This window comes from Paenibacillus polymyxa M1 (assembly GCF_000237325.1).
GTDB lineage: Bacteria > Bacillota > Bacilli > Paenibacillales > Paenibacillaceae > Paenibacillus > Paenibacillus polymyxa_C.
Map to the genome: position 1 here is coordinate 474170 of NC_017542.1, position 14891 is coordinate 489060.

Annotated in this window: 12 protein-coding genes and 1 riboswitch; of the genes, 9 read left to right on the forward strand and 3 right to left on the reverse strand. The window is 48.1% G+C overall.

Features of this window, described 5'->3' with window-relative positions:
* The first annotated feature begins 13 nt into the window (after window positions 1-13).
* Both PPM_RS02100 and PPM_RS02105 read left to right on the forward strand, forming a co-directional pair.
* A complete protein-coding gene (locus PPM_RS02100; protein ID WP_013369030.1) occupies window positions 14-1810 on the forward strand; it encodes a cache domain-containing sensor histidine kinase in 1797 nt (598 codons plus the stop codon).
* Entirely contained in the window at window positions 1791-2975 is a 1185-nt protein-coding gene (locus tag PPM_RS02105; protein ID WP_013369031.1) for a response regulator, read from the forward strand. Before PPM_RS02100 ends, PPM_RS02105 begins: the two co-directional genes overlap by 20 nt.
* A 72-nt stretch (window positions 2976-3047) precedes the next feature.
* On the opposite strand, the gene PPM_RS02110 is transcribed toward PPM_RS02105, so the two are convergent.
* Complete coding sequence (locus tag PPM_RS02110; RefSeq protein ID WP_013369032.1) at window positions 3048-3953, reverse strand: LysR family transcriptional regulator; 906 nt, start codon at window positions 3951-3953, stop codon at window positions 3048-3050.
* A gap of 161 nt (window positions 3954-4114) precedes the next feature.
* Between PPM_RS02110 and PPM_RS02115 the strand changes: the two genes are divergently transcribed.
* The 6 genes from PPM_RS02115 to PPM_RS02140 all read left to right on the forward strand — a co-directional run bounded on the left by PPM_RS02115 (window position 4115) and on the right by PPM_RS02140 (window position 10751).
* The gene (locus PPM_RS02115; RefSeq protein ID WP_013369033.1) at window positions 4115-4705 is read left to right on the forward strand and encodes a flavin prenyltransferase UbiX; all 591 of its coding nucleotides are present in this window, start codon (window positions 4115-4117) and stop codon (window positions 4703-4705) included.
* Between the two features lie 28 nt (window positions 4706-4733).
* On the forward strand, window positions 4734-6152 hold the full coding sequence (locus PPM_RS02120) for a non-oxidative hydroxyarylic acid decarboxylases subunit C (protein WP_043885860.1): 1419 nt from the start codon (window positions 4734-4736) through the stop codon (window positions 6150-6152).
* 41 nt (window positions 6153-6193) lie between these two features.
* Window positions 6194-6418, forward strand: coding sequence for a non-oxidative hydroxyarylic acid decarboxylases subunit D (locus tag PPM_RS02125; protein WP_016818874.1), 225 nt, complete (start codon window positions 6194-6196; stop codon window positions 6416-6418).
* Between the two features lie 71 nt (window positions 6419-6489).
* Complete coding sequence (locus PPM_RS02130) at window positions 6490-6951, forward strand: hypothetical protein (RefSeq protein WP_013369036.1); 462 nt, start codon at window positions 6490-6492, stop codon at window positions 6949-6951.
* 163 nt (window positions 6952-7114) lie between these two features.
* On the forward strand, window positions 7115-8275 hold the full coding sequence (locus tag PPM_RS02135) for a serine hydrolase domain-containing protein (RefSeq protein ID WP_013369037.1): 1161 nt from the start codon (window positions 7115-7117) through the stop codon (window positions 8273-8275).
* Window positions 8276-8414: 139 nt separating this feature from the next.
* Complete coding sequence (locus tag PPM_RS02140) at window positions 8415-10751, forward strand: Ig-like domain-containing protein (RefSeq protein WP_013369038.1); 2337 nt, start codon at window positions 8415-8417, stop codon at window positions 10749-10751.
* Between the two features lie 111 nt (window positions 10752-10862).
* On the opposite strand, the gene sdaAA is transcribed toward PPM_RS02140, so the two are convergent.
* Both sdaAA and sdaAB read right to left on the reverse strand, forming a co-directional pair.
* Window positions 10863-11762: an L-serine ammonia-lyase, iron-sulfur-dependent, subunit alpha gene (gene sdaAA, locus PPM_RS02145; protein WP_013369039.1), complete on the reverse strand. Its 900-nt coding sequence runs from the start codon at window positions 11760-11762 to the stop codon at window positions 10863-10865.
* Complete coding sequence (gene sdaAB / locus PPM_RS02150; protein WP_013369040.1) at window positions 11752-12441, reverse strand: L-serine ammonia-lyase, iron-sulfur-dependent subunit beta; 690 nt, start codon at window positions 12439-12441, stop codon at window positions 11752-11754. Before sdaAB ends, sdaAA begins: the two co-directional genes overlap by 11 nt.
* Window positions 12442-12652: 211 nt before the next feature.
* Window positions 12653-12767, reverse strand: a riboswitch (glycine riboswitch).
* A 214-nt stretch (window positions 12768-12981) separates the two neighbouring features.
* Between sdaAB and PPM_RS02155 the strand changes: the two genes are divergently transcribed.
* On the forward strand, window positions 12982-14586 hold the full coding sequence (locus PPM_RS02155; RefSeq protein WP_013369042.1) for a DUF6359 domain-containing protein: 1605 nt from the start codon (window positions 12982-12984) through the stop codon (window positions 14584-14586).
* The last annotated feature ends 305 nt before the right edge of the window (window positions 14587-14891 follow it).

Genomic DNA, 14891 nt, shown 5'->3' on the forward strand with positions numbered 1-14891 from the left:
AGCGCACGGAGGTATGATGCGCCGTTTTCAATCCATTCAATACCGCTTGTTTGTTCTGTTCCTATTGAGCATGTCCAGCATTGTGCTGGCGGTCAGTCTATTATTTTACAACCGTACTACAGTGCAGTTCCATGATAAGATCAGCGAGCTTGCGCGTAAAAATGTATCTCAGACGGCAGGACTGTTCGAGTTGCTGCTCGACAGCTATAACAGTCTTTCCAAGTCGATCAGCAACAATATGGATTTGGTTCGTCTGCTGACGACAGATCATAGTGATTTACCTGCTGTCAATTACATCAACGAACGTACGATTACAAATATCCTTGGAGCCATCTACTATTCGCGGGAGGATCTAATCGGCATTCATGTCATCACAGACACAGGCAAGGTATACAATTATGGCAATTATATGAATGTCATTGATACTCATTACGAGCATACGGAATGGTACAGGGAAATTCGAAGATCGGCGGGCAAAATTGCATGGCTGGGTGTCTATCCTCACTCTGTCATCGACCAAGTGGAAACCAGACCTGTGTTTGCATTCGGACGGCAGCTCTATGATCTGGATGAACACAAGCCGATTGGTATTGTTCTGTTTGAGGCTGAACCACGTTCAGTATTGTCCGCTCTCCACAATTTGCGGCTGAGCACTAATAGTCAGGTATATCTGTTGGGCCATGAAAATCGAATTGTATCGGCTACTTCTTCTGATCCGCCACCAGATTTGCGAAATCTACAGGAACAGGTCCCGGAGGAGGATGTAATTGTAGATCGGAATAATGAGAAAGTTGTAATCGCTTCCAAACTTCCGTTTGCCGATTGGTCGGTGATTAGTGTGACACCCAGTGAGGATCTGAACGTAGAACTGGCGCAAAATCAAAGATACTTATTTATCGTGGCACCTATACTCATTATGGTGTCAGCGCTAATTGCGTCCATCGTCTCTAGGAGCATCTCCCATCCGCTCAAACGAGTTATTGGGGAAATGAAACGGGTAGAGACAGGCAATTTTCGTCACACGGTAAACATCGAATCCTATGAAGAAATCAACCAGTTGGCTACTTCTTTCAACCATATGGTAAGACAGATTGCAGAACTGATTGAGTTAGTGCGTATATCATCAGTCAGCGAAAAAAATGCGGAGCTGCACGCTCTACAGACGCAGGTTAATCCACATTTTCTGTACAATACGCTGGATATGATCTATTGGATGCTGGATGAAAAGGGACAGGATCAGCTCGGTGAGGTGGTTCTCTCCTTATCCCATATGTTCCGTTACAGCAGTCACTGGGAAGAGGGAGCCGATGTAAGTCTTCGAGAAGAGGTAGAGCAAGTCGGCCACTACCTCACCATTATCCAAGCTCGGCTGGAGGGCAGGGTATCTGTTGACGTCAACATTGAGGAACAATGGCTGGATATCCGTTTGCCCAAAATGACCTTACAGCCGTTAATTGAAAATGCGGTGAAACACGGGCTGGAGCCTCTTCATGCAGATACAGGTGGCAAACTGCTCGTCAGAGCGGAGGAGTATGGCGGTGTATTGAGTCTGCATATCATAGACAATGGTGTAGGGATGGAATATGAACGATGGGAGGTGGTCCAGGTCGCTTTGGCAGAACCCGGCAAACAGGCGGGCAGCGGGCAGGCGGGAGGCATCGGCCTGCAAAACCTAAATTTACGGCTACGGCACATGTTCGGAGAAGAGTACGGCCTACGGATCTCCAGCACACCAGGGGCCGGAACGACAGTCACTGTAAGTGTGCCTCTGCCACAGAAGGAGGAGAAACATGAATATTCTGATAGCTGACGATGAAAATATGATTCGACAGGGGATTCGGCGCACTATTGGCCAAGCTCTACCAACCTGCGGCATTCATCTCGCTGCTTCCACCGAGGAAGCAGCAGGCATTCTGGCGGAGCATCCTGTGGATATTGTATTGACTGATATCCTGATGCCCGGTATGGATGGTCTGGAGTTCATGCGTATTTCCAAGCGAAAGCATCCTCATCTGCAGTGGGTTGTCATTTCGGCCCATTCCGACTTCCAATATGCGCAAAGAGCAGTAAAGCTGGGTGCCAAAGACTACCTGTTAAAGCCAATCGGCAAAAAGAAGCTACTGGAATGCATTGAAATGTTAGCAGCCGAAGCGCTCGTGGCCTCGCAACAGGCGAACGAGGGCAGGCTTCTTAAATCCAATATGGTTTATTTACGTGAAGCTGTTTTCCAACGTTATGCACTCGGATTGGATACGGGGAAGCTGGATATACAGCCTTTCGTCGAAAATTATCCAGAATTCCATCTTTTTATGGTTCGCATGGAACCTGATCACAAGCAGACACATTTGGAGCATTTTATGATTGAAAATGTACTGTCTGAGCTCATTGAGGCTGGAGGCAGCGGTTTTGTCGTCAGTCTAGACCGCCATAGTCTGCTGGGGATTGCAAGGCTAAGGGATGAAGCAGAGGCTGCACGGTTAGAGATGTTGCTTGAATCCCATTTAAAGCGTTATGTCAGAGTGCCTCTGCAAATTACACGTTCAGGTGTCCACCACAATTTCTCATCCATACCTGAAGAGGTGGCGCGACTAAGACGAACGCCAGAGGAGATTGCAGCCGCAGCAGCGGATACAGGAGAATGTCTCCGCAAGGGCATGCATACAGTTGATGTAGCATTGCAGTATATTCGGGCTCACTTTACAGAGGAGCTGTCACTGGAAAAAGTGGCCTCAATCGTATTTTTAAATCCAGTATATTTCAGCCAGCTATTCAAGCAAAAGACGGGACAAGGTTATAAGGATTACGTCATTTCCTTGCGTATGGAAGAGGCAAAGCGGCTGCTAAATGATCCTCATCTGCGGCTGGCTGATATTTCCGAGCGGATTGGCTATCAAGATATGAGACATTTTACACAGGTATTTCGGCGCAAATGTGGAATGACTCCGACCGAGTATCGGCATCAAGGAGTTAAATAAGTTGGTATCAACGACCGAATGAAGGAAGTTCATCCAGCATCAGACTGTTTCAGGAGTAGAGCGGTAGAGCATCTACTCGGGAACAGTCTTTTTCGTGTCTCCAGCTTGTAGCAGTTCAACAAATTTGCGAGCTGCATTGGATAAATAACGATCCTTGCGCCATACGACGGCAGGCTGTGTGAAGGGGAATGGCTCCTTAATGGAGAGTGTGCGAAATCTGTCCCCGTATTCTTGTGCCAAGCCAGCGTCTGGAATAATGGTAATTCCCATGCCTGTGGAAACGAGCGAGAGAATGGTCGATATTTCTGGACAGTCCAATACGACGCGCGGAATAAGATGGTGTTCCTGAAATTTGCGGATGACGGTTTCGTATAGTCCGTGTCCTTCTGTTCGGCGTCCCAACAAGAGGTCATAGCTGGCAGCTTCCTGTAATGTAATTTCCCCACTGGGATGGCGATCTGCCCATTCACACGGAAGAACCGCAACAAAAGAAACGCCCTCCAGTTCAATCGTATGGTACGATTTGTTGTCTACCGGAAGTAGCAGCAGGGCCAGATCGACTTTATTTTGATGCAGCAGCTCTTCCAGATGATGTGTGTCTCCGTGTCCTATTTTAACGTATACCTCTGGATAAACCTGATGAAAGTGACTGAGTTGTTCAGTAATCAGAGACATACAGGCGGATGACGTGCCTATGGCAAGTGTGCCGGTTACTCTGTTTTCAAACTCCCCAATTTCTCTACAGGTGTCCTCCATTTCAGCCAATAATCGTTTGGCGCGTGTATACAGTGTATATCCGGCCTCGGTAACTTCCCACTTCTTTCCTTCACGGTAAATCAGCTTTACACCAAGCTCGTCCTCCATATTTTTGAGTTGTTGACTCAATGGAGGCTGGGCCATGTTGAGCGTTCTGGCGGCCTTGGTGATTTGCCCTTCCTCCACGATGACGCAAAAGTAATGCAGATGCTTCAAGTCCATTGGGGATTCCTCCTCATTTCTAAGCAACGCTTCGATTTAAATACTTTTAAAGTATGCATTACATATATTATATATATTTTTCGTGTGCAGGGAACGGGCGTATAATTTTTGACAGTAATGCATGGGTGAACATAAAACGATGGGATGGAAGGAGGGGACATATGAAGAAAATCATTGTAGGAATATCGGGAGCGACAGGGTCAATCTTTGGTATCCGTATATTGCAACAATTACGGGAGGCTGGAGTCCAAAGCCATCTGGTGCTATCCCCGTGGGCTATTGCCAACATTCCCTATGAGACAGGCTACACGGTGAAGGAAGTGGAGGCAATGGCGGATGCAGTCTACTCGTATAAGGATCAGGCCGCACGTATTTCTAGCGGCTCCTTCCGGGTAGATGGTATGGTCGTCGCTCCTTGCAGTATGAAGACTCTTGCCTCTATTCGTATCGGTATGGCGGACAACCTGCTTACCCGATCAGCGGATGTGATACTGAAGGAGCGAAAGAAGCTGCTGCTCATGACCAGAGAAACACCATTAAGCAGTATCCATCTGGAAAATATGCTAGAGCTGTCACGTATGGGCGTGATGATCCTGCCGCCGATGCCTGCCTTTTATAATCATCCTGCAAGTATTGAGGAATTAGTGGATCATATTGTTTTTCGCGCATTGGATCAGTTCGGTATTGTCACAACCGCAGCCAAACGCTGGGATGGGATGAAGCAGAATGACTCCAGGCTGCACCAGAATTGAGAAATCGAAAGACGAAGGAGAATGAATGATGGCTTATAAAGACTTTCGCGATTTTCTACACACCTTGGAAAAGGAGGGACAATTACTCACGATCAGCGATGAGGTAAAGCCGGAGCCGGACCTCGCAGCAGCTAACAGAGCATTAAACAATCTTGGAGATAAGACGCCTGCTCTCTTTTTCAACAACATCTATGGATATACGGATGCTCGTATTGCAATGAATGTGATGGGCTCCTGGCCCAATCATGCCCTCATGATGAGAATGCCCAAAAATACGCCGCTCAAGGAGCAGTTTTTTGAATTTGCCAGACGCTATGAACAATTTCCGGTGCCCGTGAAGCGGGAAGACGCCGCTCCTTTTCATGAAGTCGAGATTACGGAGAATATTAATTTGTTTGATATTTTGCCGTTGTTTCGTTTGAATCAGGGGGACGGAGGGTTTTATTTGGATAAAGCAATTCTAATTTCACGCGATCTGGATGACCCGGACACCTACGGTAAGCAAAATGTGGGCTTATACCGGATGCAGGTGAAAGGCAAGAACCGTTTGGGCATCCAGCCTGTACCACAGCATGATATTGCGATCCATATCCGTCAGGCTGAGGAGCGTGGCGAAAATCTGAAGGTGGCTATTGCCCTCGGATGTGAGCCTGTGATTACAACGGCTGCTTCTACGCCGCTGCTGTACGATCAATCCGAATATGAGATGGCGGGCGCCATTCAGGGTGAGCCTTATCGTGTGGTCAAAGCGAAGGATGCAGACCTGGATCTGCCTTGGGGAGCCGAGGTCATTTTGGAAGGCGAAGTGTTAGCAGGTGAACGTGAGTATGAAGGTCCATTCGGTGAATTCACAGGTCACTATTCTGGCGGTCGCGCGATGCCAGTCATTCAGATTAATCGTGTATATCACCGCAAACAGCCTATCTTTGAGCATCTGTACATCGGGATGCCTTGGACGGAAACGGATTATATGATCGGTGTGAATACAAGTGTACCGTTGTTTCAGCAGCTTAAGGATGCTTTTCCTAATGAAATCGTAGCTGTTAATGCCATGTATACGCATGGGCTGGTCGCTATTATTTCCACGAAAACCCGGTATGGCGGCTTTGCGAAGGCTGTGGGAATACGTGCGTTAACGACTCCGCATGGATTGGGGTATTGTAAGCTGGTGATTGTGGTGGACGAGGAGGTCGATCCGTTCAATCTGCCGCAAGTCATGTGGGCTTTATCCACCAAGCTTCATCCAAAGCATGATGCTGTCATTGTTCCTGGCTTGTCTATTTTACCGCTTGACCCCGGCTCTGATCCGGCAGGTATGACGCACAAAATGATACTGGATGCGACGACACCTGTAGCACCGGATATTAGAGGCCATTACTCGCAGCCGCTCGATTCCCCGCTGGGTGTAGCGGAATGGGAGAAAAAGTTGAGCCAAATGCTTCGCTAAATATTTTTAAAAACAAAGAAAGATTAAAGGAGTGCTGACAGATGCATATTTGTCCCCGTTGTGAGTCCAATCGTTCAGAAGTCGTTTCCCATTCGCCGGTTAAAGGTGCCTGGGAGGTTTTGTTGTGCCCTGTATGCCTGTTCACATGGCGAACCTCAGAACCGGATAGCATTACGGATCCAGCAAAGTATAAATCGGCGTTCAAGGTAAACCCCCAAGATATTCCGGATGCTGCTCATGTTCCTCCTATTCCAGAGCGGATATAGGGTCGTTCGTAAGTAGCCGTAAATTATGGTATTTTGAAGTTATAGGCCAAATGTAAAGGGGATTATACTTCATGCAGACGCCAAGGATCGGTAAGGAGCTGTTCACGCTGCTGAACGGCAAGGAGTTGGAGCACAAGCAACAAGAAGCAATGATGCTGTTGACGGTTACAGAAGATCAGTGGCCGCACATAGCGATGATTAGTGTGGGCGAGGTTGTAGCGCTGGACGAGGGAAATTTGCGTCTGGCCCTATGGCCGGGTACGACCACGACAGGCAACATGATCCGTACTGGGAAGGCAACGCTTGCGGTGTTCACCGGGGGAAAGGCGCATTATGTGCGGTTGTCGCTGAAACATCTGCCTGCTTTACCCGGAGCCAAGCATGTACGTGAGCGATTTGCGGCCCATGTTTTTGCAGCCAGAGAAGATTCGGCTCAATATGCGGATATCTTGACAGGTGTCACAATTCGCCTCAAGGAGCCGGAATCGGTGATCCATCGCTGGAAAGAGACGGTGGCAGAGTTGTTGGTATAAAGCTATCTGATTATGACAAATCATCTTTGTAATTACCAAGTTTACCGTTAAAATAGATGCAAGGGAATAAGCGCTTACAAGGAATCAGGTTGAGCTTGTTGGAACAGGAATTAGAGCGTGAGGGGAAGCTTGTTTCTTTTGAAGGAAAATAGGAGGGATGAAAATGTCTCGTTTTGACAAGGTAGATCAGCTATTGCAACGATTCTTAGCGAATGGGCCGGCAGGGTGTGGTTGTGCCATTGCACAAAATGGTCAAGTGTTGTATGAAGGGTATCATGGATATGCTGATGTGGAAACTCGGAAACCGATTACTGAAGATACCGTGTATCGCTTGTTTTCTATGACAAAGGTCGTTGTATGTGCGGCTGCACTTATGCTGTACGAACGTGGGCAATTTTTGTTGAATGAGCCTTTATGTGAATATCTTCCCGAATTTCGTAATGCGCATGTATTCAAAACCGCTCCTAACGGATACACCTACGTGGATAAGGCAGAAAAACCCATTTTAATTAAGCATATATTCAATATGAGTATAGGTCTTCCTTACGCTTCCGAGTCTTCAGAAACAGGAAAAGCTATGCAGAAGGCCATTGCAGGATTAAAGGAAAAGCAGGGGAAATATGACCTGCGCACAGAAATTAAAGCGCTTTCTGAAGTTCCGCTTGCATTTGAACCAGGAACACGATGGTTATACGGATATGGCCATGATCTTGTTGCGGGTCTTATTGAAGTCATTTCAGGTAAATCATTAGGGCAATTTTTGAAGGATGAAATCTTTGATCCGCTTGGAATGAACAATACAGGTTACCGTTATCGTGGAGATATTGAATCGCGGATGGCTTCCATGTACCAACGGACAGACTCCGGAAAACTTGAAAAAATTGAGGGTTTCCTGGATGAATATCATCAGCCAGATGCTATATATGAAGGTGGAGGCGCAGGTTTATATTCGACAGTCAAAGATTACCTCACATTTTCACAAATGATGTCAAATGGCGGCACGGTAAACGGTGTGAACTTATTGGGGAGAAAAACCATTGATTTAATGCGTACAAATCATCTGAATACAGCTCAACTATCGGATTTCACCAATTCATACCATACAGGTTATGGCTATGGACTTGGTGTACGCACGTTAATGGATAAAGCGGCTGGGCATGCCAACAGCTCAATTGGGGAATTTGGTTGGTCGGGAATGGCGGGCACCTGGGTTTCTATAGATCCGAGCGAGCAGTTCTCCGTCGTTTATATGCATCAGCTTGATCCCAATATGGAAGAGTACCACCATCTGAGAATTCGTGCAGCAGCTTACAGCTGTCTGTAAAAGTACCGATTCTAGTTAATAAGGACCAAATTTTCTTTAAAGTCTAAACTATTCTTTTCCATATGACGACATAAAACGTAGGTGTAGGGATTTTGCGAAATCCTTAATTTTTAGCTTTGAAATGGGAGGGAATTAGATTTTGAAGAATAGATGGTCCGGTTTTCTGGCGTTGGTCATCCTGATTTCAAGTTTTACATCATATGCAGGGTTTGCATCTGCAGCAGAAGCAGTGCTTTCCAAGATTGTCCTTTCGTCTAACGAGGTAACTTTGCAACAGGGGGATACAGCTGCGTTGACGGCAACGGCTGTTTATAGCGATGGGACAACCTCCAATGTAACCGTAAGCACAGATTGGAAAAGTGATAATACATCTATTGCTACGGTGTACAATGGTACAGTTTCAGCCAAAGCTGAAGGGGAAGCCACTGTGATTGCGACCTATAAGGAGAAGGTACAATCCGTTCAGGTACATGTAACGAAAAAGGTTAAGGCGCTGACATCCAATGTACAAAGCCTGAACTTGCGTTCAAGCGGTACAGGACAGATCAATCTGACAGCGACTTACAGTGATAATACAACAGCTCAGGTTTCAGGTGATGCGACCTGGACTTCGGATAATCAGAAGGTAGCGACTGTAGTCAACGGATTAGTTACTGCTCAGGGAGCAGGTTCAGCTAATATTAAGGCTGTATATGGACAACAGACCGTAACGATTGCTGTACAGGTAGAGCAGGTCAAACGGCTGGATGCCAGTACATCAGAGGTTTCTCTTTTGTTAAAAGATACGGAGAAGGTTAAATTGACAGCCACGTTCCCGGATGGATCGACTCAGGATGTTACAGAGTCTGCCGAGTGGAGCTCCAGCAATACAGCCGTGGCAGATGTTCTGAAAGGCACTATTACCGGCTATAGCACAGGGAAGGCGACAATCACAGGTAAATATGGCACGATGTCCGCTACGATTGCGGTGGATGTGGATCAGACGAATAAGCTGAAAGCCAGCGAAACCAATATTTTTCTCCGTTTGGATGAATCAAAAAAAATACAGGTATCTGCTGTGTACCCGGATGGTACGGTAACAGATATCACAGATAAAGCTGCTTGGACATCAAGCGATGAAAAAATTGCAACAGTGAATAAAGGAACGATTATGGCCATTGGAGCGGGGTCGGCTACAGTGACCGCTAAGTACGGAGATAAGACGGTTTCGATCAAGACAGATATTGAAACCTCTAGATTTCTGGATTTAAGCGAGGACAAGCTGAGCTTGAATGCTAAGGAATCCAAAAAGCTCAAGCTGACCGCAACCTATGTAACAGGGACGGAAGAAGATATCACAAGTAAGGCAGAGTGGAAATCCAGCAATGAAGATATCGCTTTTGTCAGCGTGGGGGAAGTCACAGGTTATAAAACAGGTGAGGCTACGATCACAGCTTCTTATGGCGGCAAAACAGCTACAGCTACAGTATCCGTAAATGTGCCTGGTGATCTGTCTTTGTCTTCCAAAACGGCAACGATTGATATTAATGAGGACTATATTGCAACTCTGACGGCTACTTATGCGGATGGACGCAAGGAAGACGTGACACAGGATGCGGAGTGGGCTTCAAGCGCGGAAGATATTGCTTCTGTGTCCAAAGGAACGATTACGGGTAAAGCAGCCGGTAAAGCGGTTATTACAGCAACCTATAACGGCAAAAAACTGACAATAAACGTACAAGTGGGCCTTGTGGACCGTCTGGAAACAGACTCGCGCGTGATTGCGCTTGGTGCTCAGGAAACAAAGCAGCTGAAAGTAACAGGCGTTAAGAGTGGCGGTACAAAAACAGACGTAACCAAGGACGCCACTTGGACTACTAGCAATGTAAAAGTAGTTGAAGTTAGCGAAGGTTTGATCAAAGCGAATGCTAGCGGTAAGGCAACGATCACTGCTTCATATGGCAAGCAAACCATTACATTTACGGTAGAAGTAGACGTAGCGCAAAAGATTGAAGCGGATGCCATTGCGTTATCACTGAAATCCGGGGATCAAAAAACGATTGCGATTGTGGTTAAATCCAGTGATGGTAAAGAAAAGGATGTTACAACCCAAGCTGAATGGAAAACGTCCAACTACAGGGTAGCCACCGTCAAAAAAGGTCAGGTTACCGCGATCAGCTACGGTAAAGCTAACATTCAGGCGAAGTTCGGCGGTAAGGTGATCAGCGTGCCTGTTGATGTTGATACGCTTAAATATCTGCAAACGGACGAAGTCGCCTTGACTTTGAAGGCAGGGCAGCTGGCTAAGGTTACGGCTACAGCCACGTATAAGGATGAGTCGGAGAAGGATGTTTCCAAGCCGGCTGTCTGGTCCTCATCCAGAATTATCGTTGCGACCGTCAAAGACGGTAACATTAAAGCACAGGGTAAGGGCAAAGCTGTAATTACAGTAAAATATGCTGGTAAAATGACGAAGGTACAGGTAACCGTTCAGTAATCTGTAACCGTCTGAAAAGAAAAAGAGCAAGCATACGTCTAGGGACGGCATGCTTGCTCTTTTATTTTTAAGGGACGTACTCGCTTCTTAATACAGAGGAGGTTACCCCAATTATGGCTTATCCTTTTTGACCGATGTGTTGCGAGTAAGGGATTCGGTCAAACGCTTGCCAGTGGGGGTCTGGGCCAAGCCGCCTTTGGCGGTCTCGCGGTGCTTTGACGGCATTGCGCTGCCGACTTCAAGCATCACGTCAATGACTTCGTCAGACGGAATGGCGCTGCGCACACCCGCCAAAGCCATATCCGCTGCGGCAAGTGCGGTCACGGCTCCCAGCCCGTTGCGCACGATACACGGAATCTCGACGAGTCCGGCGACGGGGTCGCATATCAGGCCGAGCGTGTTCTTGAGCGCTAGGCCTACGGCGTGAACGGCCTGCTCAGGTGTGCCACCGCGTAGCTCGACCATAGCGCCAGCGGCCATCCCGATGGCTGAACCAATCTCAGCCTGACAGCCTCCCTCCGCGCCGGAAATGAAGGAATTGTTGGCGATGACGTAGCCAATGGCTCCGGCTGCGAACAAGCCGTGCACCATATGCTCATCATCCCAGCCGAACCGCTCCTGCGCACTAATGAACACACCGGGGATGACTCCGCATGAACCTGCAGTGGGCGTGGCGACAATGCGCCCCATGGACGCATTAACCTCCGACACGGAGAGCGCATAAGCCATGGCGAGCGCGGAGGCATCGCCGGAGCAGGTTTCCCCTGTCCGCAGATATTCGGCTAAGCGCTTGCCGTCGCCGCCCGTCAATCCACTGCGGGATACAGTGTCTTGCGTCTGACCGCGATGAACGGCCTCCTTCATGACTTCATAATAATCAGACATTTGGCGGAAAATTTCTTCTTCCGTTGTATTCGTCTCTTGTACCTGCTCTTGAATCATCAGGCGGCCAATCGTGGTGGATTCCTCAGCGCATATAGCGCTGATTTCATGCAGATGGCTAAATCGCATCAGATTCAGCTCCTTTTTTCAAATTAATCATTTTAATTTCGTACATATGTGGTAAGGATTGTAGTTTTGCGATTAATTCAGCCGTAGGAAGACTGTCCGTTTCGATGGCTGTAAGTGCTTCTCCATCCCGGCCTTTGCGATCCACGTGCATATAGGCAATGTTAATGTCAGCGGCGCCGAGCGCTGAAGTCACCGCACCTAATGTACCGGGCTTATCCGAGTGAAGAAGCACCAACGTAGACAGCTCCCCGGTCAGGTTAACTCGGAATTCATTGAGCTGCTGGACATGGATGCTGCCGCCGCCGATGGAGGAGCCCAGCAGTGTACGCTGATCCTCACCCTTCCACAGCTCAAAACGGACAGTGTTCGGATGGGGGGCGGGTAGTCCGCTGACGGCAAATTCTACGGCCATCCCGGCCTGCTCCGCCCATTGCTCGGCATCTGGAATTCGGTGGTCGTCTGTATCGTAATTGAGCAGTCCTGCGATGAGCGCCAGGTCTGTACCGTGTCCTTTGTAGGTGTCGGCGAAGGAGCCGTACAGTGTCATGCGGGCACGGTCAGGCTGCGTCCCGAGCCAGTGACGGGCAACGCGTGCAAGCCGCACCGCGCCTGCAGTGTGTGAACTGGAAGGTCCGGTCATGGCCGGACCGATAATGGAAAATACATCTTTGAAACGCATGGTGTGGCCCCCTGTATGTTCTAGTACCATAGTATATGGTATTTCCGCGTTTTTGCGCGGCTATGACGGTTCCTAATGCTGACGTAAAATGTGAGCGCAAAAAAGGACAGGATAAGGAAGTTTCCCTTATCTCTGTCCTCGTTACCTGAGAGTTTCGTACGGTGTCCTTACCGCCTTACCCCTTGGGTGGCTTGCGCTCTCTCCAGAGTTGCGTCAGATGACGATACATGGACCTGAGAGATTATCCGCCAGCCGGGTGTTGGCGTCTTGCTCCTTCGGTGCCGCCAGCGTGTAAGCCCCTGGACAGACTCTCCCGTCATCTTCATTCGCGTATACCGTTCTACATATCTTTCTTAGCGTAATGTATGCCGTGCTCGGTGTCAATCGCAGGGTTCATTTTTTACATAAACAAGCGAGTTTCCGATAAAAGAGATTAAAATTTACATAATTATGGATGAAATCAGGAAGGAATTAGAAGATAGACAGCTAATCTGATAGAGGACAAGTACATTTATGGAATTATAGGAGGGATATTGACGTATGGTAAAAGGCTTGCGGTTCACAGGTTCACGCTTGAAAGGGGTGCTGCATCTGGCAGCGATCGTATCGCTGCTGATCGGGATCTTCGTTCCATTCGGTCAGGTCAAAGCGGAGGGAGCACTGACAGTAGCCGAGGCACTTCAGCGCCAAGGCAGTGGAGGCACAGTGACGGTGGAAGGTTACATCGTCGGACATGCTACCGGATCGAAAACGGCTAATTTTTCTTCTCCGTTTGCGAATGATTTTAACGTACTGATTGCCGACCAGGCCAATGAACGTAGCACGTCTAATCTATTGGATGTACAGCTGACATCAGCGTACAGAGGGCAATTTGGGCTAACAGGCCATCCTGAGCTGATTGGCAACAAAATCCGTGTGACGGGTACACTCGGCGCCTACAATAATTTTGGTGGAGTGAAAAGCCCAAGCGCTGTTGAACTGGTGAACGGAAGCGAGCCGGGTGAACCAGGTGAACCTGGCGAGCCTAATCCTGGTAACCCGGGTCAACCCGGTACTACACTGCCGGATGGCAAAGGTAAAAAGGTGCTGTTCGATAATACGCACGCACAGACGGCTGGGGCAGCAGATTGGGTCATTGAAGGCGCCTTCTCCGACTTTGCCAATGGACTGCGTAATGTAGGTTTTACAGTGGACCAACTGAACCGTCCCATTCCTTTTACTTATGGAGAACAGGCCATAACCTATGATAAGCTGCGCCAATATGATGTGTTCATCATCGGTGAAGCGAATGTTGCCTTTAAGGCATCCGAGCAGGCTGCCCTGCTGCAATATGTGAATAACGGGGGAAGTGTCTTCTTCATCTCCGACCACTATAATGCGGACCGTAACAAAAACCGTTGGGATTCCTCTGAGGTTATGAATGGCTACCGTCGTGGAGCCTATACTAATCCGGCCAAAGGCATGACTACAGAAGAAGCAGCATCACCGGCGATGCAGGGGTTAACTAGCTCCGATTGGCTGGCAACCAACTTTGGTGTTCGTTTCCGTTACAATGCGCTCGGTGACGTGAATGCTACGGACATTGTAGCCGCAGATCAATCCTTTGGCATTACCAAGGGTGTACGCTCGATTGCCATGCATGCGGGATCTACGCTGGCTATTATTGATCCTACCAAAGCCAAAGGAATTGCCTATATCCCTACAGGTACGAATAAATGGGGCAATGCTGTAGACCAGGGTGTCTATAACGGCGGAGGCCGTGCGGAAGGGCCTTATGCTGCGATCTCCAAGGTAGGTCAAGGCAAGGCAGCATTTATCGGTGATTCTTCCCCTGTAGAAGATGCTACACCGAAATATGCGCGTGAAGAAAACGGACAGTCGAAAAAGACATATGATGGTTTCAAGGAAGTGGACGATGCCACCTTCCTGGTGCAAACGGTCCAATGGCTTGCGTGGAAGCAGGACTACACCAAATTATCCGATGTGGCAGGTTTAACGCTGGATCAACCGACGAAGCTTCTGCCGTTTGAGGAGCCTGCGGCTTCCACAGAACCGCAACCCGAGCCTTGGTCTGCTCCAGCAGCAGGCTACAAATGGTACGATCCAAAAACGTTCAAGTCGGGCTCCTATGGGGCGGCTTCGTAATAAACGTAAAGAATTCAGTGTGAGTGGTTGGGTGCTAGTTTGCCGTTTGATCCTCTGTAGGGGATCAAACGGCTTTTTTGTGATGAAAATTAACCTGTGGTTGGTTATTTGATTACATTTTGTGCCAGGAAAGTCGCGCTACTGCTGGATCATTGATTTTTTAAATGATGTTGATAGCATAATCTTAATTGATATATCCATATACTGGTGATAGGATGTATTCAAATTATTCCGACAAAAACGGTATGTAATGTTCATGAGAGGTTTTAAACATCAAACATGGTGAGAATAAGCGGGACAAGACC